Origin of the sequence: Rhodopseudomonas sp. NSM, assembly GCF_052445935.1 — a bacterium.
Classification (GTDB): domain Bacteria; phylum Pseudomonadota; class Alphaproteobacteria; order Rhizobiales; family Xanthobacteraceae; genus Rhodopseudomonas.
Genome location: NZ_JBQTCH010000005.1, coordinates 145,565 through 167,878 on the forward strand (window position 1 = coordinate 145,565; position 22,314 = coordinate 167,878).

Genomic DNA, 22,314 nt, shown 5'->3' on the forward strand with positions numbered 1-22,314 from the left:
ACCCGCAACGTGGCGATCGACCTGTCGGTCAGCTCCGCACGGCGAGCCAGATCCAGTGCCGAGACCCGCTGCGCTTGCCGACCGCTCGCACCGGCACTTCGTTAACGGCGAACTCCATCCGCCGCAGCCGTCGGGTGAAGTCGTCGTCCGGCCCCGACGACCACAGCGCCAAGACGCCGCCGTCGCGCAAGGCGGCGTGGGCGGCGGCCAGGCCGGCGGCATCGTACAGGCGGTCGTTCGATTTCCGGGAGAGCCCTTGGGGGCCGTTGTCGACGTCGAGCAGAATCGCGTCATAACCGTTTGCGGCCGCGTGGATCAGTTCGCCGACATCGCGCGCGACGATGCTGACGCGCGGGTCGTCCAGGCTGTCGCCGAACAGCTCTGCCATTGGGCCGCGGCCCCAGTCGATCACCTCAGGCACGAGCTCGGCGACCTCGATGGCGGCGTCGTTTCCGAACACCGCCAGCGCAGCGCGCAACGTGAAGCCCATGCCGAGACCGCCAATCAGAACCCGTGGCTGGCGTCGGCCGTCCAGCTTCTTGCAGGCAAGGGTCGCCAGCGCTTCCTCGGAGCCGCCGAGCCGGCTGTTCATCAGCTCGTTGGCGCCCAGCCGGATCGAGAACTCAGCGCCGCGTTGCATCAGCCGGAGTTCGTCGCCGCCTGGGATCGGTGCGGTGGCCAATCTGGTCCAGGGAAGCATGCGGATTACTCGCGAGATGTCGCCGGTGTCTGATCTTGAACTTGCGACGAGGCATGGCAGCCTTTCGCATCGCTTCCGTAGCAAGGCGCGGCTGGTCGGCACAAGGCTGGGATAGGTATCGACGCGTCAGGCCGTCGCTGGGGCCGGTGCCGGCGCCGGGCTCTTGGTGCGGCGGAAACGCAGCACCATCCGGGTGCCGGAATGTGCCGGGTCGCGCTCGACGCTGGCGTCGAGCTTGGTCGCCATCGCATTGACGATGCGCTGGCCCATTCCGGTCGAGTGCGGATTGGCCTTGACCGCAAGGCCGACGCCGTCATCCGAAATCGCGAGTTCGAGATCGTCGCCCCGGGCCTTCAGCACCACGTGGATCGGGCCCTTGCCTTCCGGATAGGCGTACTTCACCGCGTTCATCACCAACTCGTTGACGACGATGCCGATCGCGACCGCGCGGTCGGGATCGATCTCGACCGCCTCCGCCTCCAGCGTCAGGCGCGACATCCGGTTGCCTTCGGCCGAACGCCGCAAATCCTCGAGCAGCGCTTCGAGATACTGGTTCAGCATCACGCTTTTCAGGTCGTGCGAGGTGTAGAGCCGGCGGTGCACCTGCGCCACCGCGGCGACGCGCCCCATCGCATTTGTCAGCGCCGCCTTGACCTCGCTCTCTTTGCTGGACGAAGCCTGGAGATGCAGCAGCGACGCGATGATCTGCAGCGAGTTGCCGACCCGATGGTTGACCTCGCGCAGCAACATTTCGCGCTCGGCGGCCAGCGCCGCGTAGCGGTCGCGCGAGGCGCGGACTTCGGCTTCGGCGTCATCGCGGGCCTTCCGGATCACGGCCTGACGCAACGCCTGATCGGCGGCGACCTGGAGCAGGGGGACGAAATCGCCCTGGGTGTCTTTCACCAGATAGTCCGCCGCGCCGGCCTTCAGCGCGGTCACGGCGATGCTGGAATCCTGCGACGCGGTGACGAACACCACCGGCGGCGCGTTGGGAATGCTCTGGATCTGCTCGAGCGTTTCCAGCCCGTCGAGGCCGGGCATGTATTGATCCAGCGCCACCACGTCGATGCCGCCCTCGCGCAGCCGCTCCAGCCCGGCTTCGCCGCTCAAGACGTGCTCGACGCAGAAGCCCTGCCGCTTCAGGCCGCGCGAGACCAGACGCCCGAGCGCCTCGTCGTCGTCGATATACAGCAGGGTCGGCGCAGCAGGAGTCATGGAGCCTCGGTTTGAGGAACCTGGATCACGGAAAAGAACAGGCCAAGTTGACGGATCGCGTTGGCGAAGCTCTCGTAGTTCACAGGTTTGGTGATGTAGACGTTGCAGCCGAGCTCGTAGCAACGCTTGATTTCCTGCGCGTCGTCCGTCGTGGTCAGCACCACTACCGGCGTGCATTTGAGATGATCGTTTTCCTTGACGCGGCGAAGAATATCGATGCCGCTGGTGTCTGGCAGGTTGAGATCGAGCAGCACCAAAAGCGCGCGGTTCTGATGTTCGATCCCCGAGCCGTCGGCGCCGAACAGGTAGTTCAGCGCGGCTGTACCGGAGGTGAACGGAACGATCTCGTTGTTGACGCCGGACCTGCGAATGTTGCGTTCGATCAGGCGCGCGTGGCCTTCGTCGTCCTCGATCATGATGATGGTGACTGGATTACTCATGAGCGGGATTCCCGTTTGGTCGCCGCGGTCCATTTCATCGGCAACGTGATGGTGAAGGTCGAACCCTCGCCGAGCGCGGAGGAGACCGACATGGTTCCGCCCAGCCGGCGAACGAGCGCGCGAACATGGGCGAGCCCGATCCCTTGACCGGGCCTGTCCTGTGTACCGGCACGGCGGAAAAGATCAAAGATTCTCTGATGGTCCTTCGGATCGATCCCCCGTCCGTTGTCGGCGATTTCGAAGATCGCAAAGCCGAGTTTCTGGCGGCCGCGGATGCGGATGTCGCCGGGAACCCCATTCTTGAGATATTTCAGAGCATTGTCGATGAGGTTGGAGAAAATCTGCTCGAGCGCGAGCCGGTCGCTGACGATGTCCGGCAACGGCTCGACGCGGATTTCGGCATTCGCCTCGCCGGCCTGATGGGCCACGGTCGAGACGATGTTCTCGATCAGCTCCCTGGTGTCGATCTGAACCGGCTGGAACTGGCGGCGGCCTTCGCGGGTGAGGTTGAGAATCGCGCTGATCAGCCGGTCCATCTTGCCGATCGACGACTTGATGAAGCCGAGCGCCTCGGTGAAATCCTCCGAGAGCTGCTTGTCGGCCGGCTCCAGCTCCGGCTCACCGTCGCTGTCGGCCTTCTCGGGCATCTGCTTGTCGGCGACCTCCCGGCTCAGCGTCGCGATGCGGCGGAAGATGTCGCTGCGCAGCTCTTCGAGTTCGCTGGTGAAGCCCATGATGTTGACCAGCGGCGAGCGCAGATCGTGGCTCACAATATAGGCGAAGCGCTGGATCTCCTCGTTGGCCTCGCGCAGGTCGGCGGTGCGCTCGGAAACCGTGCTTTCGAGGTTGAGATTGTTCTCGCGCAGCAGAGCCTCGGCTTCGTCGCGGGCGCGCGCGGAGCGTCGCACCAGGAAGATCGAGAGGCCGGCGAGAATCAGCACCAGGCCGGAGCCCGCGGTCGTGACGATCGACGTCAGCGACTGGCTGCGATCGGCCGCCGCCGTCCGCATCACGAACAGCCGGTTTTCCTCCGCCCGCATCGCGGCCATGAAGCTGGCGAACTGGTTCATGGCTTCGCGGCCACTGTCGTCCTGAACAACTCGCCGGGCCTCTTCGGCGCGGTCGAGCTGGGCGAGCGAGATCAGTTGCTTGAACTTGTCGATCCTGACCTGCGCGAGTGTGATGCTCCGCTCGATCAGCGGGCGCTGCACCGGATTGTCGGCCACCAGCAGCTGCAGGCGCCGCAGCATCGGCACGACCTGACCCGACGAGTTTTCGAACTCCTCGATGAATTCAGGACGCCCCGTCAGCAGGAAGCCGCGCTCCGAACTCTCGGCTCGGCGCATCTGCAACTGGGCGAGCGAGATCTGGTTCTCGACCTCCAGGGTGTGGGCGACCGAGGCGCCGTCCGTGCGGGCCTTCTGCAACAGAAACACCGACGCCAGGCTGATCAGAACCAGCACGGCGAAGGAGAGCGAGAGCAGGGAAATCTGGATGAAAGCGCGTCGCCGCGTGGATTCCGGCGTCACCGCGCGGTCTCCGCTATCCCGAAACAGAACAAGTACATTCCCCGCAAGGCGGCCAAATCTGGAACCAGCCTAACGCCGAAGCCGGAACTCGGTTCCACGGTCCGGAGAATTTTTCAGCGGGCCTCGAGCGCGCCGCCGGCGAGATACTGCTCCAGCCAGTGGATGTGATAATCCCCGTCGATGATCCCGGGCTCGCGCACCAGCGCCCGGAACAGCGGCAGCGTGGTCTCGATGCCGTCGACCACCATCTCGTCCAGCGCCCGCCGCAGCCGCATCAGGCATTCGCCGCGGGTCTTGCCGTGCACGATCAGCTTGCCGACCAGCGAGTCGTAATAAGGCGGGATGGTGTAGCCCTGGAACACCGCGGAATCGATCCGGACGCCGAGGCCGCCGGGCGGGTGATAACGCGCGATCTTGCCGGGCGACGGGCGGAAATTGACCGGATTTTCGGCGTTGATCCGGCACTCGATGGCGTGGCCGTTGAGCACGATCTCGTCCTGCGACACCGGCAGGTCGCCGCCCGCGGCGATCCGGATCTGCTCCAGCACCAGATCGATGCCGGTGATCATCTCGGTGACCGGATGCTCGACCTGAATCCGGGTGTTCATTTCGATGAAATAGAACTCGCCGTCCTCGTAGAGGAATTCAATCGTGCCGACGCCGACATAGTTCATGTCCTGCATCGCCTTGGCGCAGATGCCGCCGATCCGGGCGCGGGCTTCCGCGCTGATCACCGGGGAGGGGCTTTCCTCCCACACCTTCTGATGCCGGCGCTGCAGCGAGCAGTCGCGCTCGCCGAGATGGATCGCGCCGCCGCGGCCGTCGCCCAGCACCTGGATTTCGATGTGGCGCGGCTTCTGCAGATATTTTTCCAGATAGACCGAGGCGTCGCCGAAGGCGGCCTTGGCCTCGTTGCCGGCGGTGGAGATCGCCATCGACAGGTCTTCGGCGGTGTGCGCGACCTTCATGCCGCGGCCACCGCCGCCGGCGGCGGCCTTGACCAGCACCGGGAAGCCGATTTCCTTCGCGATCGTCATCGCGTCGTCGTCCGGGCCGACTGCGCCGTCGGAGCCCGGCACCACCGGAATGCCGAGCCGCTTGGCGGTCTTCTTGGCTTCGATCTTGTCGCCCATCAGGCGGATGTGCTCGGCCTTGGGGCCGATGAACTGCAGATTGTGGTCGGCGAGAATCTCGGCGAAGCGCGCGTTCTCCGACAGGAAGCCGTAGCCGGGATGCACCGCGTCGGCGCCGGTGATCTCGCAGGCCGCGAGCAGCGAGGGGATGTTGAGATAGCTGTCCTTCGACGGCGGCGGGCCGATGCAGACGCTTTCATCGGCGAGCCGGACGTGCATCGCATCGGCGTCGGCGGTCGAATGCACCGCGACGGTGGCGATGCCGAGCTCCTTGCACGCGCGCAGAACCCGCAAGGCGATCTCGCCACGATTGGCTATGAGGATCTTGTCGAACATCGGACTACCGAGCTGTAAGGGCCAAAGGGGCGAATGGCGAGTAGCGAATAGCGAATGGGAAGGACGCCGGGGCGCCGCTCTCTTCGCTCGTCGACAACTCCCTGGTCGCTCTTACTCAACCACCACCAGCGGCTCGCCGAACTCGACCGGCTGGCCGTCCTCGACGAGGATCTGGGTGACGGTGCCGGCCCGCGGCGACGGGATCTGGTTCATCGTCTTCATCGCTTCGATGATGAACAGCGTCTCGCCCGCGGACACCCGGGAGCCGACCTCGATGAACGGCTTGGCGCCGGGCTCCGGCGCCCAATACACCGTGCCGACCATCGGCGAGGGCACCACGCCGGGATGCTTGGCGATATCGATTGCGGCGGTCTCGATCGGGGTGATCGCGGCTCCGGAGGCGGGCGCCGGGGCGTAGCCCATCGGCACCGATGCCGCGATGCTGACGTTGCGGGCGACGCGGACGCGAAGCCCGGCGCGCTCGATCTCGATCTCGGTGAGATTGGTCTCGTCGAGCAACAGCGCGAGTTCGCGGATCAGCGTGCTGTCGCCGGTCGCCGCCTTGTCCTCGGTTGCGGCGTCCTTCGGCTTGGCGTCGGTCTTGGTGTCAGGCTGGCGGGCCATGTTTCGATCCAGATGTCTTGAGTGAATGGGGCGGGTCAGGCCTCGGGTCAGGCGTTGGCGCCGATTTTCGCGGCGAGGCCAAGGATGGCCAGCCGGTAGCCGTCGATGCCGAAGCCACACAGGCTGGCAAAGGCGGCCTTCGCGATGAAGGAATGGTGGCGGAAGCTGTCGCGCGCAAAAACGTTCGAAACGTGGACTTCCACGGTCGGGATCTGCACCCCGACCAGCGCATCGTGCAGCGCCACCGAGGTGTGGGTGTAGCCGCCGGCGTTGAGCACGATCCCCACGGACTGCTCGGCACGCGCCTGGTGGATCCAGTCGATCAGTTCGCCCTCGTGGTTGGATTGCCGGCAGACGGCCGAAAGGCCGCAGCCGGTGGCGGTCTCGGTGCACAACCTTTCGACGTCGGCCAGCGTCGCGCGGCCATAAATCTCCGGCTCCCGGGTCCCGAGCAGATTCAGGTTCGGGCCATTGAGCACGTAAATCGTTTGCGGCATCCGAATTTCCGGCAATGTCAGCAAAGGTCTCCGGCGGACTCGCCGTCGGGCCAAAAACCGGCGCTGCAGCGCCGGGTCCAGGCAAAATTCACTTGATTGCCCGGCGTTATAGGTAACCTCACGGCTGAGGGGAAGCCTGAACACGTTCCACCGACGCCTGAATCGGCTGATGCTTTGGACGAGCATGGCAGGCCAAGCCTGCGCAAATGCTTTGCGATCCGTTCGCAGTGGATGATGATCCGGACAATCCCGGCGGCTGGTCGGCACACAGAAAAGCGTGATCCGGCGTTTCCGGCCGCCGCCGGGATCGGTTAGGCCGGGAGTGGGCCCGTCGCCGACGGAACCAGAGTCGCGAGATCCCGTTCTATCAAGGCCCCGGTTCTCGCCCTTGGTCCGCATCGGATGCCCGAATTTCTGGTGCGGCAAATGTCGAGGTTTTGTTTTGGTAAATCGGAAACCGGAGGCGTAGGTTCGAATTCAAGAAATCGGTGCCGCCGCTAACGCGGCGACGCGCACGAGGCCGGACCGCCCGAGCAGACGCCGCGGTCCGACACGCCTGATACCAGGCATGCTGCTTGCATCGCAAAGACGCTCAACGGGAGGCACTATGGCCCGATATATCGTGCGATTTATGAAGGACATCCTCGGCGAGAACGGCCGGCAGGCCGAGATTTGCCAGAGTTCGCTGGAAATCGAGGCGGCCAACAGCCGCGATGCCACTGAGATCGCCAAACAGAAATTCTGCCAGATGGAGCGGCTGAATGAATGGTCGCTCCATGCCGACCGCGTTCAGGTCGCCGAAACCGACCTTCACACGTAGCCGGCTTCCGGGGCGACGAGGGCGGAGCACCACGCGATCAAGACCGCCGATCGGAGGCGGTCTCGATGCCGATCACCTCGCGAGGCCTGATCGGTCGTGATGTCCGCAACGCTCAGCACTGTTCCTTGCCACAGCGGGCGAGCGCCACCTTCTGGCGCAGCGTGTCGAGGCCGACCGCGCCGACCACCACCTGCTTGCCGATCACGTAGCTCGGCGTGCCGTTCATCCCCATCGCTTCCGCGAGCCTGAAGCTCTCTTCGATGGTGGCGCGGACTTCCGGGCTCGCCATGTCCTTCTCGAGCCGGGCCATGTCGAAGCCGGCGTCCTTGGCGGCGGCCATCGCGCGCGCCTTGTCGGCCTGGCCGCGGCCGCCCATCAGCTTCTGGTGAAAGTCGAGATATTTCTTGCCGTCGGGGGCCTGCATCCGCACCGCGATCGCGACCTGCGCCGCTTCGACCGAGGGCGGGCCGAGCACCGGAAATTCCTTCAGCACGATCTTGAGCTTCGGGTCTTCCTTCATCAGCGTGAGCATGTCGGTCATCGCGCGCTTGCAGTAACCGCAATTGTAATCGAAGAACTCGACGAAGGTGACGTCGCCGTCCTTGTTGCCGAGCGTCACGCCGCGCGGCGAATTGAAGATCGCCTGGGCATTGTCCTTGATCGCGGCCTGATGTTTCTCGGCGGCGGCGTTGGCCTGGCGCTTGCTCAGTTCGTCGGACGCTTCTTCGAGCACCTCGGGGTGCGACACCAGATAGTCCTTGATGATCTGTTCGATCTGGCCGCGCTGCTCGTCGGAGAATTTTTGCGCCGCGGCAGCAACTGGTGCGCCGATCAGAACGAGCGCGAGCAGGGCGGCGGCTAAGCGGCGGAACGACGGCATGGGCAATCCCTTCAGACGGACAATCGGATACGAATGGCGCACGGATTCGTGCGCTTCATAGCGCTTTTCCCGCCCAATTACGCGCAATTTGTGAACACGTTTCAGTCAGGCGCAGCACGCCGGCGCGCCGCGAGACGGCGGGGCCGGATCGATCGGGTCCGCCGGCGCTCGTCGCACGAGCGCCGGCGCTCTGACCGGGTGACGCTGCAGCGGCCTACTTGACGGTGGTCAGGCGCAGATAGGGACGCGGCGCGTCCCAGCCCTGGGGAAACGCCTTCACGGCGTCTTCGCCCTGCAGCGACAGCGGGATGATCACCTTGTCGCCGGGGCGCCAGTCGGCCGGCGCGGCGACGTTGTACTTGTCGGCCATCTGCAAGGCATCGATCACGCGCAGGATCTCATCGAAGTTGCGCCCGACATTCATCGGGTAGGTCATGGTCAGGCGGACTTTCTTGTTCGGATCGATGATGAACACCGAACGCACCGCCGCGGTGTTGCTCTGGTTCGGGTGGATCATGTCGTAGAGCTTGGCGACCTTCAGTTCCTTATCGGCGACGATCGGGAATTGCAGATCGGTCTGCTGGGTGTCGTTGACGTCCGCGATCCATTTGATGTGCTCGTCGACGGTGTCGGTCGACAGCCCGATCGGCTTGACGTTGCGGGCGGCGAACTGTTGCGCGAGCTTCGAGGTTCTGCCCATCTCGGTGGTGCAGACCGGCGTGAAGTCGGCGGGATGGCTGAAGAAGAAGACCCAGGAATCGCCGATGAAGTCGTGAAACGAAATCGGCCCCTGGGTGGTGTCGGCGGTAAAATCGGGCGCGGTGTCGCCGATATGGAGAGACATCGATTGAACTCCTGTGTGCCTATGAAATGAGCAAGCCCGCGCGGCGCGGGAGCCCGAGTGACGCTTCGTGGCACCGTGAAAGCGGGAACGGCTCAAGCCGTGTCGAGGCGGGGCGGTGCGCGATCACCAATTCACTATAGCGAACGATCGCGCACCCTGGTCAGTGCTTTCAACGCAGATCAACCACGCGTTTCGACTACGGGCAGGGGCGAGCCCGGCCGTCGTTGCCGATATAGGTCATGGTGGCCGGGTTGAACGAGCGGTAGCGCTGCGCGCAGTAGCCGATCGCATCGCGACGCCGCGCCTCTTCCGCCGCGCTGGCTGCGATGGCGCCGCCGATCACCGCAGCGCCGATGCCGAGTCCGATCGCCGGGCCGGGACCCCAACCACGTCCACGTCCGCGTCCCCGGCCGCGCCCACGCCAGGCATGCGCCGGCGTCGAGGCAGCGGTCAGCGCGATGCCGGTCGTGGCGACAAAGCCCAGTCCGTAGATTGTCAGCAGCGCGGCGCCCGCCAGCATCCGCGTGATCAGCTTGCGCGGCGATCTGCTCGTCTTCCCGGTATAGTTCACCATGGGTGTATCTCCCTCGCTGCCGCCGCGCGTAGCCGGATCGATCATGCGGCGATGCGAATGGATCTGATGTGATGTCGATCCGTGCGCGGACGCGATTCGGTCAAACAACTTCGCCGCGCGGGGAGTGTGCCAGAGCCGGGATGGCAAGACAATCGTAGGGATTAAGCCGCTGCGGCGTCGGCAACGCTTGGAGGCGTGCGAGCTCTACTTCTGTCCCGGCATCTTGGCTTCGACGATGTCGTCGGCCTTGACCCAGCCCGGTGAGCCCACCGGGAAGCGGGTTTTTGCGCGGGACGCCAGTTCTCGTGCGGTCTTGTTGTCGCCGCGCAGGAAGGCCGCCTGGGCCGAGGCGAGATCGGCTTCGGCGTAATCGCCCTTGCGACCATAAGCCATCGCGAGCTGGCTGTAGCCGAGCGGCGCTTCGCCCTCGCGCGACAACGCGGCGCGCAGAATCCGGATCGCCTCGTCGGTGGTGTTCTTGTTGCCGGAGGCGACCAGCGCCTGGCCGAGCAGCATCTCGATCAGCGGCGCGCTGCGGCTGAGCGACAACGCCTTGCGCAGCGGCGCGATCGCTTCCTGCGGTCGGCCGCCCTCGAGCAATGCCTGGCCGCGCAGCTCGTAGAAATACGGATTGTTCGGCTCGGTCTGGATCAGGCTGTCGATCTGGGCCAGCGCCGAACGCGGATCGCCGCGCAGATAGGTCGAGATGGCGCGGGCGTAGCGCGCGGGCAGGCTGGTGTCCGACGGCGGATAGCGCCGGTACACGGTGTCGGGACGCTCCATGAAACCGGAGGTCTTGGCCCGCATCATGTCGTGGCGGAGCTGCAGCGCGGGATCGTCCTTTTTGTTCCAGTTGGCGCTGGAGCGAGCCAGCTCTTCCAGCGCACGGACACGTTCGGCCGGCATCGGATGCGACTGCGCATAGGGATCGGCACCGCGTGCGGCGAACAGGCTCTCGTCGGTGAAACGACGGAACGTTTCGTACATGCCCTTTGCCGACTGGCCGGTGGCGTCGAGGAATTTCACCGCGGCCTTGTCGGCGTTCTCTTCCTGCTGGCGCTGATAGGACAGCAGATTCCGCCGGATCAGTTCCTGCGGTGCCGAGATCGCGGCTGCGCCGATATTGCTGGCGCCGCTGTTCGGCCCGGCCTTGGAGCCCGCGACCATCGCGCCGACGCCGAGCAGCATCGCGACGATCATCTGCGTCTGTGCCTGCGCGAGCTGGGTGCGCAGCTTGGACAGATGGCCGCCGGCGAGGTGGCCGGTCTCGTGCGCCAGCACGCCGATCAACTGGTTCGGCGTCTGCGACTGCATCAGCGCGCCGTAGTTCACGAAGATGCGACGGCCGTCGGCGACGAAGGCGTTGAAATTCGGATCGTTGATGATGGCGACCCGGATGTTCTGCTTTTCGAGGCCTGCGGCGCGCAGGATCGGCCGCGTATAGTCGCGCAGCAGATTCTCGATCTCGGTGTCGCGCAGCAGCGGCGGGCCCTTCTGCTGCGGCGCTTGCGCGAGGCTGGGAACCGGGGCGAGCGCCAGCGCGGCGGCGCTGAGCATCGCCACCAGCCGGGACGCCTGCGCGCGGGCCTTCCGGCGCAATCCTTCGAGCAGAGTTTCAACCGTCACTTTGGGCATTGGCCGAGGTTCGAATACCGGATATTCCCCTGATCAGCCCAGCAATACGGCAGCAGCGCGACGTCCGCCGGGTTTCGCCGAACCGAACCGCGCGGGAGATAGCAGATTTCAATGCGCGATGCGACCAAGACAGCGGCGGCGCGTCAATTGTTGACGGCGTCCGCCCGGAGCGATGTACCGCCCTTCATGGTGATGGATGTGATGGCGGCCGCAGAGCGGATCGAGGCCGCCGGCGGCCACGTGATCCACATGGAGGTTGGTCAGCCGTGGGCGTCCGCACCACGCGCGGCGCTCGCCGCCGCGCATCGGGCGCTGGAGCAGGGTCGCATCGACTACACCTCGGCGCTCGGCCTCCCGTCGCTGCGCGCGCGGATCGCGCGGCACTATCGCGACGTCTACGCCACCGAGGTCGATCCCGATCGGATCGTCGTCACCACCGGGTCCTCCGGCGCTTTCATCCTGTCGTTCCTGGCGCTGTTCGAACCGGGCGACCGGGTCGCGGTGACCGTGCCCGGCTATCCGCCGTATCGCCATATCCTCACCGCGCTCGGCTGCGAGCCGGTGCTGGTCGAGACCCATAGCGAGACGCGGCACGCGCTGACCGGCGAGGCGCTGCTCGCGGCGCATCGCAAGGCGCCGCTGAAGGGTGTGCTGGTCGGCAGTCCCGCCAATCCAACCGGCACGATGATGACGCGTGGGGCGTTGACCGAACTGATCGCGGTCGCCGAGAGCGAGGGCATCCGCTTCATCTCCGACGAGATCTACCACGGCCTCGACTACGCGTTCCCGGCGGTGACCGCGGCCGAGCTGTCGCCGAACGCGGTCGTGATCAATTCGTTCTCGAAGTACTTCTGCATGACCGGCTGGCGGGTCGGCTGGATGGTGCTGCCCGAGCCGCTGGTGCGGCCGGTCGAGCGGCTGCAGCAGAATCTGGCGATCTCGGTGCCGACGCTGTCGCAGATCGCGGCCGAAGCGGCGTTCGACGGCCGCGACGAGATGGAAGCGGTGAAGCGCGGCTACGAGGAAAACCGCAAGATCCTGATCACAGGTTTGCCGCAAGCCGGACTCGCCGATTTCCTGCCGGCCGACGGCGCGTTCTATCTCTATGCCGACGTCTCGAAATTCACCGCCGACAGTTTCGATTTCACCAAGCGGATGCTGGCCGAAGCCCATGTGGCGGCGACTCCCGGGACTGATTTCGATCCGGTCCGGGGCAAGAATTTTGTCCGGTTTTCCTACGCCCGCTCGGCGGACGACATGCGCGAGGCGGTGCGCCGCATCACAGCCTGGCTGCGGTGACCCTCCCGGCGGCGTGACCGAGGGATGCAGATTCGAGGCTTGATCTCAGCGGCATTTCGTCGCAATAGGCACCGCGAATAATTCCATCCTGGAGAAAGCCGTTGCAGATCGGTTCATCCGCGCCACCGTCCTCCGGGCGGCACATCGCGCCTGCCGCGATGCTGTGGCCGCAGCGCGCGGGATCGCAGGTCGACATCATTCGGGCGATCGCCCTGATCGTCCTCGCCGGCGTGCTGCTCAAGAACGCGCTCGGCGCGGCGATTCTGCCCTCAGTTCGGCGGCTGTTCGACAGCCGGCGAGGGTGATCCGGACAGCTTCCGTTCAATTCCCAATCGATTTGGCCGACCGGTCTGCCTGTGGTCGTCCCGACGTCGTCAAGCCAGGCATATCGAGACCAGCGGAGTGAGCCATGTCGACGATGACCGATGTCGGCGTTCCTGAAACGTCGCATCAAGCCAACGCGAAGCCCTGGTACAAGGTGCTCTATATCCAGGTGCTGATTGCGATCGCGCTCGGCGTTCTGGTCGGATGGCTGTCCCCGCATCTGGCAACCAATCCGTGGATCAAGGCGCTGGGCGACGGCTTCGTCAAACTGATCAAGATGGTGATCGCGCCGATCATCTTCTGCACCGTCGTCTCCGGCATCGCGCATATCCAGGACGCCCGCAAGGTCGGCCGGGTCGGCATCAAGGCGCTGGTGTATTTCGAAGTGGTCTCGTCGTTCGCGCTGATCCTCGGTCTCGTCGTCGGCAATCTCGTGCCGGTCGGGCACGGGCTCGCCGCCAAGCCGGACCCGGGAGCCGTGGCGAAATACGTCGACCAAGCCGGCCACATGCATGCGGTCGACTTCTTTCTCAATATCATTCCCGAAAGCGTCGTCGGGGCGTTTGCGAAGGGCGACATCCTGCAGGTGTTGTTGTTCGCGATCCTGTTCGGCTTCGCGTTGATGGCGCTCGGCGAGCGCGGCCATCGGCTTCGCGACGTGATCGACGACACCGCGCATGCAGTGTTCGGCGTGATCGCGATCGTGATGAAGGCGGCGCCGGTCGGGGCGTTCGGCGCGATGGCCTTCACCATCGGCAAATACGGCCCCGCCGCGCTCGGCAATCTGGTCGGTCTGGTCGCGCTGTTCTACACGACCGCGGCGCTGTTCGTGTTCGTTGTGCTGGGCCTGATCGCGAAATTCGTCGGCTTCAACATCTTCAGGTTCCTCGGCTACATCAAGGACGAGCTGCTGATCGTGCTCGGCACCTCGTCGTCCGAGAGCGCGCTGCCGCAGCTGATGGAAAAGCTCGAGCGGCTCGGCTGCTCGAAGTCGGTGGTGGGGCTGGTGGTGCCGACCGGTTATTCGTTCAACCTCGACGGCACCAACATCTACATGACGCTGGCGACGCTGTTCATCGCGCAGGCGCTCGGCATCGAGCTGTCATTCACCGAACAACTCACCATCCTGCTGGTCGCGATGCTGACGTCGAAGGGCGCGAGCGGCGTCACCGGCGCTGGCTTCGTGACGCTGGCGGGGACGCTTGCGGCGGTGAATCCGGCTCTGGTGCCGGGCATGGCGATCGTGTTCTCGATCGACAAATTCATGAGCGAGGTGCGCGCGCTGACCAACATCACCGGCAACGGCGTCGCGACGGTGTTCGTGTCGTGGTGGGAAGGCGAACTCGATCACGACCGGCTGCATGCCAACCTCAACAAGACGGTCGACCCGTCCGACGTCGAGACCGCAATCACCACCGGCTGATCAGCGGTCCCTGAAACGAAAACCGCCCGGCTTTTGGCCGGGCGGTTTTTTGTCGGGTTGTTGCGCGGCTGGTCAGTTGCCGCCGCCGAAGCGGCGCGACCACCATCCGGCGCGACGGGGAGTTTCCGAAGCCGGCTCGGCAGCGGCCTGCGGCGCGGGGGCCGGTTGCGCGGGCTCAGGCTGTTGCGCGGCCGGCTCGATCGCCAGCGGCGTCGAGACCTCCGGCTTCGGCTCCGGCGAGCCAAAGTTCACCTTTTCGCGCACCGTGGACCGACGGCGGGCGGCAGCCCGCTCGGCTGCGGCATCATCCTGGGTCTGAGCCGACGGTGCGGCTTCCTGGGCAGACGCAGAGCCGACCGACTCGCTTTGCACCACCTGTTCCGGCTCTGCGCGTTGTTCCGGCTCGCTGATAGCGGGCGAAGACGCAGTCGCCATTGGCTCGGCAGTCTCATCGTCATCGATGTCCGGTTCGTGCCGCCTGCCGAGCAGGCGATCGTCCGATCCGCCGCCGTCCATATCGGCTGCAGCCTCGGCGGCCTCCGACGTTTCCAACTCCCCGAGATCGTCGACGATCGAGCCGGAGGCGCCGTCGTCGAGGCCCCCTTCGGGAGCGCCGCGCCGGCGGCGACCGCCACGGCGGCCACGGCGACGCGGACGGCGTTCGCCGTTCGCCGGATCGGCCTGGGCTTCGACGTCTCCTTCAGCGCTGTCGGCGCCGTCGTCACCGTCTTCGCTGTCGTCCTCGGCGATGGCTGCTACGCCTTCAGGAGCAGGGGCGGCGTCGCCATCCTCGCGCGGCGCGCCCGCTTCGCGGGCCTCGCCGGTGCGCGGGCGGCGGCGGCGGCGGCGCTTGCGCTTGCGGGCGTCGCCTTCACCTTCGGCCTCGGCGCTGTCGCCGGCTTGCTCGTCGGCCAGGCCGACAGTCTCGTCCGTTTCGATCTCGGCCTCGAACTCGTAGCCCTCGTCGTCTTCATACGGCTCTTCGGCCTGCACCGGGTAAGCCGCGACCTGCGCTGCGAGCAGCGCCTTGGCGGATTCCAGCGTGTGGACCTGCTCGCCGCGATCGATCACGAACGACTGCTGACCGGTGACGGTCGGGTCGGCCATCACCGACAAGGTCACCTTGAAGCCGGTTTCGAGATCACGCAGGTGACCGCGCTTCTGGTTGAGGACGTAGAGCGCGACATCGGCGCGGGTGCGCACGATCAGATTGTGGGTCGCGCCCTTCATCAGGATTTCTTCGAGGCCGCGCAGCAATTGCAGCGCCACCGATGACACCGAACGAACATGGCCGGAGCCGCCGCAATGCGGGCAGGGCTCGGTCGAGCTTTCCAGCACGCTGGCGCGGATGCGCTGGCGCGACATTTCGAGCAGGCCGAAATGCGAGATCCGGCCGACCTGGATGCGGGCGCGATCCTGCCGCAGGCAGTCGCTGAGCTTGCGTTCGACCGCGCGATTGTTGCGCTTCTCGTCCATGTCGATGAAGTCGATGACGATCAGGCCGGCGAGGTCGCGCAGACGCAACTGCCGGGCGACTTCCTCGGAAGCCTCCAGATTGGTCTTGAGCGCGGTGTCCTCGATATGGTGCTCGCGGGTCGATCGTCCGGAATTGACGTCGATCGAGACCAGCGCCTCGGTCTGGTTGATGACGATGTAGCCGCCGGACCGCAATTGCACGGTCGGGGAGAACATCGCGTCGAGCTGGCTCTCGACCCCCATCCGCGAGAACAGCGGCTGGCCGTCGCGATACAGCTTCACCGCGCGCACATTGCTCGGCATCAGCATGTGCATGAAATCGCGCGCTTCCTGATAGCCGGGCTCGCCGGCCACTTGGATTTCGTCGATCTCCTTGTTGTAGAGATCGCGCAGCGAGCGCTTGATCAGCGAACCTTCCTCGTAGACCAGCGTCGGCGCCTGCGACTTCAGCGTGACGTCGCGGACGGTCTCCCACATCCGGATCAGATATTCGAAGTCGCGCTTGATTTCCGGCTTGGTGCGCGAGGCGCCTGCGGTGCGCAGGATGATGCCCATGCCTTCCGGCACGTCGAGATCCTGCACCACTTCCTTCAGGCGGGAGCGATCCTGCGCCGACGTGATCTTGCGGCTGATGCCGCCGCCGCGCGCGGTGTTCGGCATCAGCACGGCGTAGCGGCCGGCGAGCGACAGGTAGGTCGTCAGCGCCGCGCCCTTGTTGCCGCGCTCTTCCTTGACGACCTGCACCAGCATCACCTGGCGGCGCTTGATCACTTCCTGAATCTTGTACTGCCGGCGCGGCCGGAAGGCGCGCTCGGGAACCTCTTCCAGCACATCGTCGCCGCCGACGGATTCGACGATGTCTTCCTCGGACTCGTCGTCCTCGTCGTCGTCCGCTTCGGAATCGGACTCTGCGTCCTCCTCGGAGTCGAGGTCGCCCTCGGCGTCGGCCGGATCGTCGCCGTGTTCATGCCCGTCGCCTTCGGCGATCGGGAACGGCGCGTCTTCGGCGTAACCGTTATCGGGATCGTGATCGTCGGACTCGGTTTCCGGCGCGATCGGCGCTGCAGCGGTGGCGAAGTCGGGCAGGGCGGGCTGTTCGTCAGTGACGATACTCGGCGCAACGGCCGTCTCGTCGTGCCCGACCGAATCGGCCTGATGCTCTTGGCGTTCGGCATCGTGGTGGCCGTCATGGCCTTCGGCTTCGTCCGACGCTGCCTGCGGTGCATCGCCGGCTTCGTGCGCCGGGAACTCGTGCATCAGGCGTTCGTGGTCGGCGTGCTCGTGTCCGTTGTCCGTGAGGCTGGTGTCGGTGTGGCTGGCGTCGGCGTGGTCGGCGGATTGATCGTGCGGCTCGGCCGCGACGTCAGCCGAAGCCTCGACGATCTCGCTCGTGACACGCTCGCCATTGCCGCGGCGGCGATGGCTGCGATGCCGCGACCGGCGACGGGTCGAGCGCTGCTCGCTCTCTTCCTCGGCCTCGCGATGCGCGCGCTCGTCGGCCTCGATCAGGGCCTGACGGTCGGCGACCGGGATCTGGTAGTAGTCCGGATGGATTTCGCTGAAGGCGAGGAAGCCGTGCCGGTTGCCGCCATATTCGATGAAGGCGGCCTGCAGCGACGGTTCGACCCGTGTGACTTTGGCGAGGTAGATGTTGCCGCGCAGTTGTTTGCGCTGTGCGGTCTCGAAATCAAACTCTTCGACGCGGTTGCCGCGGACCACGACCACCCGGGTCTCTTCCGGGTGGGTGGCGTCGATCAGCATCTTGTTGGGCATTTTTGAACTCTTGGCGGCGGAAAGCGCGCGAGACGGCCAGCGCAAAAGGCGCGGCCGGATAACGCGACGGTCCACCTGATTCGGGGGTGAGGGGAAGGCCGAAACGCACTTCACCGCGCCGTGCCGGCGTTGAACCCGAGGCGTTGCGCGTGGCGAAGCTGTTGCTTCGCGGCGGCGCGGCCTTTGCGTGGGTCCGGTTCGGCATCGCAATATGGCGCATCAAGCGTCGGCCCGTCTGAACGAGTGGCGGCAAAGCATCCGCCGTGTCTTCTTGCTGAAGGACCGGCCTCGCGCCGAAGCGCTCACCGGCATGATCATCCGGCCGGAAGGCCGGACTGGTCGGTCATGAAGAGTCTGAACCGTCCCTGGTAGGATAGAGGCCCGGGGACCGGACGCCGCTCGGGCTGAACCGACGCACCTGCCTGGCCGCGCACTGCGCTGACTCGGAGGGGACGGAAAAGACGCAAAATCCCGCTGCTCGATTGTCGAGGGATTCCACGCTGCGCCGAAAGGCTGAACGCGACACAACCGGAAGATTAGACCGTCAGCACCAGATACATACGTGGATTGGCTCTCGCTTGCAAGGAGAGCGTCGCTGCCCGGCAACACTGCATCTAATTCGAATCGCATTGCTTAAGCGGCGATTAACCACGCGGTTCTAATGCAGTAAAAGGACCAGCTGACGGGGGCGGGATTCGTTGCAGGGGCGCGCAAATCATTTTGTTTTGTTCAGCGCAACCGTTGCGTGCGCTGCAGTATGGATGTGCGCGGTGCCGACCCAGGGGGGCGCGGCCGAAGCTCGGGACGCTGCTCCGGCCCACAGCGCCGCGGCGCCAATGGTGAACGGCTTTCCGGTCGCTTCCGACGCTCGCCTCGCTGGTGACGACAAACAGACGCGCTTTATCGTTGATTTCGACAGCAAGGTTCCCGTGCGCGCATTCACGCTGGCGGATCCCTATCGCGTCGTGATCGACCTGCCGCAGATCAATTTTCGTCTTCCGTCCGGCGTCAATGACACAAGCCGCGGCCTGATCAAGGCATTTCGCTACGGTCTGGTGATGCCGGGCGGCTCGCGGATCGTGCTCGAACTGGCGGGGCCGGCGAAGATCGCCAGGGCCGACATGCTCGACGCCGCCAACGGCCAGCCGGCGCGGCTGGTGGTCGAACTCGATTCGGTCGATCGCACCGCCTTCGTCGAGTCGCTGGGCGCCGGGAAGGCCCCGGAACTGCGCCCCTCGGTCAGCATGGCCGATGCCACCTCGGCGGTGCCTGTCGGGGCGGCCGCCGCCAAAACTGAAGCGGCCGGCGCCGATGCGGCTAAGGACGACCCGCGGCCGGTCGTCGTCCTGGATCCCGGACATGGCGGGATCGACAACGGCACGCAATCCGCCAGCGGCGTCGCCGAAAAGGCGCTGGTGCTGGAATTCGCGCTGGCGCTGCGCGACCAGATGGAAAAGGGCGGCAAGTATCGCGTGGTGCTGACTCGCGTCGACGACACGTTCATCCCTCTTAACGACCGGGTGAAGATCGCCCGAGCCCAGTCCGCCGCGCTGTTCGTGTCGATTCACGCCGACGCGCTGCCGCGCGGCGAGGGCGACGCCCGGGGCGCCACCATCTACACGCTGTCCGACAAGGCCTCGGATGCAGAAGCGCAGCGGCTGGCGGACGCCGAAAACAGGGCCGACGCGATCGGCGGCGTCGACCTGACCGAGGAGCCGACCGAAGTCGCCGACATCCTGATCGACCTCGCGCAGCGCGAGACCAAGACGTTTTCGAACAGGTTCGCCCGGACCTTGATGCGGGAGATGAAGGGCACGACCCGGCTGCACAAGAATCCTCTCAAATCCGCCGGCTTCCGGGTATTGAAGGCGCCCGACGTGCCGTCGGTGCTGATCGAACTGGGCTACGTTTCGAACAAAGGCGACCTCAAGCAACTGGTCTCCGAACAGTGGCGCACCAAGACGGTCGGCGCGGTCTCGCAGGCGATCGATTCGTTTTTTGCCAAGCGGCTGGTCTCGGCCGGCAGGCCGAACTGAGCCGGCGTTTCGGCGCGGCCGGGCCCTAGTTTGGCCACAGCGGAAGTTCTATAAGACCGCAGTGCAGTTCGCGATTTCGGTCCAGATTATTCGGTGCAGACTTGAGGCCGGCCCCGGCGGCGATGGGGCAGGTTGCGGACAATGCCAATCTCGTCCAAGGGAATTTCGCCGCGTCGGGCGGTCCTCGGTGAAACGGAACTCAACTGATGCGCTTGCTGCTGCGGTTTTTCGGCTTTCTGTTCGCAGCCGGGACGATCGTGTTTCTGGTCGGCGTGGCCGCCGCGGCCGGGATGATCTGGCACTTCTCCAAGGACTTGCCTGATTATTCTCAGCTCCAGGATTATGAGCCGCCGGTGATGACGCGCGTCCACGCCACGGACGGCTCGCTGCTCGGCGAGTATTCGAAGGAGCGCCGGCTGTATCTGCCGATTCAGGCCGTGCCGAAGCTGGTGATCAACGCCTTCCTCGCCGCCGAAGACAAGAATTTCTACGAGCACGGCGGCATCGACTATCAGGGCATGGCGCGCGCCGCGATCCTGTACGCGCAGAACATCGGTTCCAATCGGCGGCCCCAGGGTGCGTCGACGATCACCCAGCAGGTCGCCAAGAACTTCCTGCTGACGAACGAAGTGTCGTTCACCCGCAAGATCAAGGAAGCCTTGCTGGCGATGCGGATCGAACGGGCCTATTCCAAGGACCGCATCCTCGAACTGTATCTCAACGAGATCTATCTCGGGCTCGGCGCTTACGGCGTCGCCGCCGCATCGCTGGTGTATTTCGACAAATCGGTCAACGAACTGACCCTGTCGGAAGCGGCCTATCTGGCAGCGCTGCCGAAAGCGCCCGCTGCGCTGCATCCGATCCGCAACCACGACCGTGCGGTCGAGCGCCGCAACTACGTGATCGACCGCCTCGTGGAAAACGGCTGGATCAAGCAGGCCGACGCCGACAAGGCGCGCAAGGATCCGCTGACCGTCACCAGCCGCGGCACCGGCGCGCATACTTTTGCCGGCGAGTATTTCGCCGAGGAGGTCCGCCGCGATATCCTCGAGCGCTACGGCGAAAAGAAGCTCTACGAAGGCGGCCTGTCGGTCCGCACCTCGCTCGACCCGAAACTGCAGGTCGAGGCGCGCAAGACGATGACCGCCGGCCTCGTCAAATTCGACGAAGCCCAGGGCTGGCGAGGCCCGGTCTCGAAGCTGGATATCAGCGGCGACTGGGGCGTGAAACTCGCCGAGGTCAAGTCGTTGTCCGACATCTCGCCGTGGCGAATGGCCGTTGTCCTCGAGACATCCGATAAGTCGGCGCGGATCGGCTTCCAGCCCGGCCGCGAACTCGGCGGCGCGGTGTCGAAGAAGCGCGAGTCCGGATTGATCGCGCTCGACGGCGTGAAATGGGCGAAAGCCGCGGCCGGTCCGCAGCGCGGCCGGACGCCGGGTTCGGTGTCGCAAGTGCTGTCGGCCGGCGACGTCATCTATGCCGATCCGCTGCTCGACAAGGAAGGCAAGCCCGTCGAAGGGCAGTATCGGCTGCGACAGATCCCCGAAGTGTCGGGCGCGATGGTGGCGATGGATCCGTGGACCGGGCGCGTGGTGGCGATGGTCGGCGGCTTCTCGTTCGACCAGAGTCAGTTCAATCGCGCGACGCAGGCGTATCGCCAGCCCGGATCGTCGTTCAAGCCGCTGGTGTATTCGGCCGCGATGGACAACGGCTATACGCCGTCCACCGTGGTGATCGACGCGCCGATCGAGATCGACCAGGGGCAGGGCGCCGGCGTGTGGCGGCCGGAGAACTACTCGACCGGCAAGTATTACGGTCCGGTCACGCTGCGCAACGCGCTGCAGCGCTCGCTCAACACCGTGACGGTGCGGCTGGCGCAGGACGTCGGCATGCCGCTGATCGGCGAATACGCCAAGCGATTCGGCGTCTATGACGAACTGCCGAACTATCTGTCCTATGCGCTCGGCGCCGGCGAGACCACGGTGATGCGGATGGTCACCGCCTATTCGATGTTCGCCAATGGCGGACGGCGGGTGAAGGCGACGCTGATCGACCGCATCCAGGATCGTTACGGCCGCACCATCTTCAAGCACGACGCCCGCGAATGCCGCGGCTGCGACGCGCCGGAGGGCTGGAAGAATCAGCCGGAGCCGCAACTGGTCGATCGCCGCGAGCAGGTGCTCGATCCGATGACCGCCTACCAGATCACGTCGATGATGGAAGGCGTCGTGCAGGCCGGCACCGCGACGGTGGTGCGCGAGGTCGGCAAGCCGATCGCCGGCAAGACCGGCACGACCAACGACGAGAAGGATGCCTGGTTCATCGGCTTCTCGCCGGACCTCGTGGTCGGGATCTATTTCGGCTACGACAAGCCGCGCAATCTCGGCCGCGGCGCCACCGGCGGTCATCTCGCGGCGCCCGTCGCCAAGGACTTCTTCAAGCTCGCACTCGCCGACAAGCCGGCGGTGCCGTTCCGCGTGCCGGCCGGCATCAAGCTGGTCCGCGTCGACGCCAAGTCCGGCATGCGCGCCGGCCCGGGCGACGGCGGGCGCACCATTCTCGAGGCGTTCAAGCCGGGCACTGCGCCGCCGGACAATTATTCTGTGATCGGCGTCGCCGACGTCGACGGGCGCCAGCAGCAGGCCCCGCCGCCGGACGATCGCGGCTTCATGCGACCGGGGACGGGCGGCCTGTACTGACGGGCCGCTTGATCGGGGCGATTGCGCTTTGCCGCGTCGCCCGCTAAATCGCGTCTC

General features: G+C 65.6%; 18 protein-coding genes. 6 read left to right on the forward strand and 12 right to left on the reverse strand.

Going from position 1 to position 22,314, the window contains the following annotated elements; translation table 11 throughout:
- Positions 1-28: 28 nt before the first annotated feature.
- The 7 genes from ACTZWT_RS14745 to aroQ all read right to left on the reverse strand — a co-directional run bounded on the left by ACTZWT_RS14745 (position 29) and on the right by aroQ (position 6,474).
- On the reverse strand, positions 29-700 hold the full coding sequence (locus ACTZWT_RS14745) for a spermine/spermidine synthase domain-containing protein (protein ID WP_444770430.1): 672 nt from the start codon (positions 698-700) through the stop codon (positions 29-31).
- 126 nt (positions 701-826) lie between these two features.
- Positions 827-1,915 (reverse strand): histidine kinase dimerization/phosphoacceptor domain -containing protein, encoded by a 1,089-nt coding sequence (locus tag ACTZWT_RS14750; RefSeq protein WP_444770431.1) that lies wholly within the window; start codon positions 1,913-1,915, stop codon positions 827-829.
- Positions 1,912-2,355 carry a response regulator gene (locus tag ACTZWT_RS14755; RefSeq protein WP_011441908.1) on the reverse strand — a complete coding sequence of 148 codons (444 nt, stop codon included), beginning with the start codon at positions 2,353-2,355 and terminating at the stop codon, positions 1,912-1,914. The genes ACTZWT_RS14750 and ACTZWT_RS14755 overlap by 4 nt, the downstream gene beginning before the upstream one ends.
- Positions 2,352-3,884, reverse strand: a complete 1,533-nt coding sequence (locus ACTZWT_RS14760; protein ID WP_444770432.1) for a sensor histidine kinase — start codon at positions 3,882-3,884, stop codon at positions 2,352-2,354. The genes ACTZWT_RS14755 and ACTZWT_RS14760 overlap by 4 nt, the downstream gene beginning before the upstream one ends.
- Before the next feature lie 113 nt (positions 3,885-3,997).
- Positions 3,998-5,353, reverse strand: a complete 1,356-nt coding sequence (gene accC, locus ACTZWT_RS14765) for an acetyl-CoA carboxylase biotin carboxylase subunit (protein ID WP_444770433.1) — start codon at positions 5,351-5,353, stop codon at positions 3,998-4,000.
- Between the two features lie 111 nt (positions 5,354-5,464).
- Entirely contained in the window at positions 5,465-5,977 is a 513-nt protein-coding gene (accB, locus tag ACTZWT_RS14770; protein ID WP_444770434.1) for an acetyl-CoA carboxylase biotin carboxyl carrier protein, read from the reverse strand.
- A 47-nt stretch (positions 5,978-6,024) separates the two neighbouring features.
- Positions 6,025-6,474, reverse strand: coding sequence for a type II 3-dehydroquinate dehydratase (gene aroQ / locus ACTZWT_RS14775; RefSeq protein WP_444770631.1), 450 nt, complete (start codon positions 6,472-6,474; stop codon positions 6,025-6,027).
- A 607-nt stretch (positions 6,475-7,081) separates the two neighbouring features.
- Here aroQ and ACTZWT_RS14780 point away from each other — a divergent pair.
- Positions 7,082-7,294: a hypothetical protein gene (locus tag ACTZWT_RS14780; RefSeq protein WP_444770632.1), complete on the forward strand. Its 213-nt coding sequence runs from the start codon at positions 7,082-7,084 to the stop codon at positions 7,292-7,294.
- Positions 7,295-7,406: 112 nt separating this feature from the next.
- Here the strand turns inward: ACTZWT_RS14780 and ACTZWT_RS14785 are convergent, their stop codons facing one another.
- From ACTZWT_RS14785 to ACTZWT_RS14800, 4 genes are all read right to left on the reverse strand, one after another.
- A complete protein-coding gene (locus ACTZWT_RS14785) occupies positions 7,407-8,174 on the reverse strand; it encodes a DsbA family protein (RefSeq protein WP_444770435.1) in 768 nt (255 codons plus the stop codon).
- A gap of 214 nt (positions 8,175-8,388) precedes the next feature.
- Positions 8,389-9,018 carry a peroxiredoxin gene (locus ACTZWT_RS14790; RefSeq protein WP_444770436.1) on the reverse strand — a complete coding sequence of 210 codons (630 nt, stop codon included), beginning with the start codon at positions 9,016-9,018 and terminating at the stop codon, positions 8,389-8,391.
- Between the two features lie 196 nt (positions 9,019-9,214).
- The gene (locus ACTZWT_RS14795) at positions 9,215-9,592 is read right to left on the reverse strand and encodes a BA14K family protein (protein ID WP_444770437.1); all 378 of its coding nucleotides are present in this window, start codon (positions 9,590-9,592) and stop codon (positions 9,215-9,217) included.
- 204 nt (positions 9,593-9,796) lie between these two features.
- Positions 9,797-11,227: a M48 family metalloprotease gene (locus ACTZWT_RS14800; protein ID WP_444770438.1), complete on the reverse strand. Its 1,431-nt coding sequence runs from the start codon at positions 11,225-11,227 to the stop codon at positions 9,797-9,799.
- 111 nt (positions 11,228-11,338) lie between these two features.
- Between ACTZWT_RS14800 and ACTZWT_RS14805 the strand changes: the two genes are divergently transcribed.
- The 3 genes from ACTZWT_RS14805 (at position 11,339) to ACTZWT_RS14815 (ending at position 14,273) form a co-directional block, all read left to right on the forward strand.
- Positions 11,339-12,526 (forward strand): pyridoxal phosphate-dependent aminotransferase, encoded by a 1,188-nt coding sequence (locus ACTZWT_RS14805; protein ID WP_444770439.1) that lies wholly within the window; start codon positions 11,339-11,341, stop codon positions 12,524-12,526.
- A 158-nt stretch (positions 12,527-12,684) separates the two neighbouring features.
- Positions 12,685-12,831, forward strand: coding sequence for a hypothetical protein (locus ACTZWT_RS14810; RefSeq protein ID WP_444770440.1), 147 nt, complete (start codon positions 12,685-12,687; stop codon positions 12,829-12,831).
- 104 nt (positions 12,832-12,935) lie between these two features.
- Positions 12,936-14,273 (forward strand): dicarboxylate/amino acid:cation symporter, encoded by a 1,338-nt coding sequence (locus tag ACTZWT_RS14815; RefSeq protein ID WP_444770441.1) that lies wholly within the window; start codon positions 12,936-12,938, stop codon positions 14,271-14,273.
- Between the two features lie 72 nt (positions 14,274-14,345).
- Here ACTZWT_RS14815 and ACTZWT_RS14820 read toward each other — a convergent pair whose 3' ends face one another.
- A complete protein-coding gene (locus tag ACTZWT_RS14820) occupies positions 14,346-17,522 on the reverse strand; it encodes an Rne/Rng family ribonuclease (RefSeq protein WP_444770442.1) in 3,177 nt (1,058 codons plus the stop codon).
- 698 nt (positions 17,523-18,220) lie between these two features.
- Between ACTZWT_RS14820 and ACTZWT_RS14825 the strand changes: the two genes are divergently transcribed.
- Positions 18,221-19,558 carry an N-acetylmuramoyl-L-alanine amidase gene (locus tag ACTZWT_RS14825; protein WP_444770443.1) on the forward strand — a complete coding sequence of 446 codons (1,338 nt, stop codon included), beginning with the start codon at positions 18,221-18,223 and terminating at the stop codon, positions 19,556-19,558.
- A 206-nt stretch (positions 19,559-19,764) separates the two neighbouring features.
- A complete protein-coding gene (locus ACTZWT_RS14830; protein ID WP_444770444.1) occupies positions 19,765-22,257 on the forward strand; it encodes a penicillin-binding protein 1A in 2,493 nt (830 codons plus the stop codon).
- The last annotated feature ends 57 nt before the right edge of the window (positions 22,258-22,314 follow it).

Bases quoted from the DNA above. Each gene is read 5' to 3' on its own strand.
- ACTZWT_RS14745 (WP_444770430.1), bottom strand. From the start codon at position 700: ATGCTTCCCTGGACCAGATTGGCCACCGCACCGATCCCAGGCGGCGAC.
- ACTZWT_RS14750 (WP_444770431.1), bottom strand. From the start codon at position 1,915: ATGACTCCTGCTGCGCCGACCCTGCTGTATATCGACGACGACGAGGCG.
- ACTZWT_RS14755 (WP_011441908.1), bottom strand. From the start codon at position 2,355: ATGAGTAATCCAGTCACCATCATCATGATCGAGGACGACGAAGGCCAC.
- accC (WP_444770433.1), bottom strand. From the start codon at position 5,353: ATGTTCGACAAGATCCTCATAGCCAATCGTGGCGAGATCGCCTTGCGG.
- accB (WP_444770434.1), bottom strand. From the start codon at position 5,977: ATGGCCCGCCAGCCTGACACCAAGACCGACGCCAAGCCGAAGGACGCC.
- aroQ (WP_444770631.1), bottom strand. From the start codon at position 6,474: ATGCCGCAAACGATTTACGTGCTCAATGGCCCGAACCTGAATCTGCTC.
- ACTZWT_RS14780 (WP_444770632.1), top strand. From the start codon at position 7,082: ATGGCCCGATATATCGTGCGATTTATGAAGGACATCCTCGGCGAGAAC.
- ACTZWT_RS14785 (WP_444770435.1), bottom strand. From the start codon at position 8,174: ATGCCGTCGTTCCGCCGCTTAGCCGCCGCCCTGCTCGCGCTCGTTCTG.
- ACTZWT_RS14790 (WP_444770436.1), bottom strand. From the start codon at position 9,018: ATGTCTCTCCATATCGGCGACACCGCGCCCGATTTTACCGCCGACACC.
- ACTZWT_RS14795 (WP_444770437.1), bottom strand. From the start codon at position 9,592: ATGGTGAACTATACCGGGAAGACGAGCAGATCGCCGCGCAAGCTGATC.
- ACTZWT_RS14800 (WP_444770438.1), bottom strand. From the start codon at position 11,227: ATGCCCAAAGTGACGGTTGAAACTCTGCTCGAAGGATTGCGCCGGAAG.
- ACTZWT_RS14805 (WP_444770439.1), top strand. From the start codon at position 11,339: ATGCGCGATGCGACCAAGACAGCGGCGGCGCGTCAATTGTTGACGGCG.
- ACTZWT_RS14810 (WP_444770440.1), top strand. From the start codon at position 12,685: ATGCTGTGGCCGCAGCGCGCGGGATCGCAGGTCGACATCATTCGGGCG.
- ACTZWT_RS14815 (WP_444770441.1), top strand. From the start codon at position 12,936: ATGTCGACGATGACCGATGTCGGCGTTCCTGAAACGTCGCATCAAGCC.
- ACTZWT_RS14820 (WP_444770442.1), bottom strand. From the start codon at position 17,522: ATGCCCAACAAGATGCTGATCGACGCCACCCACCCGGAAGAGACCCGG.
- ACTZWT_RS14830 (WP_444770444.1), top strand. From the start codon at position 19,765: ATGCGCTTGCTGCTGCGGTTTTTCGGCTTTCTGTTCGCAGCCGGGACG.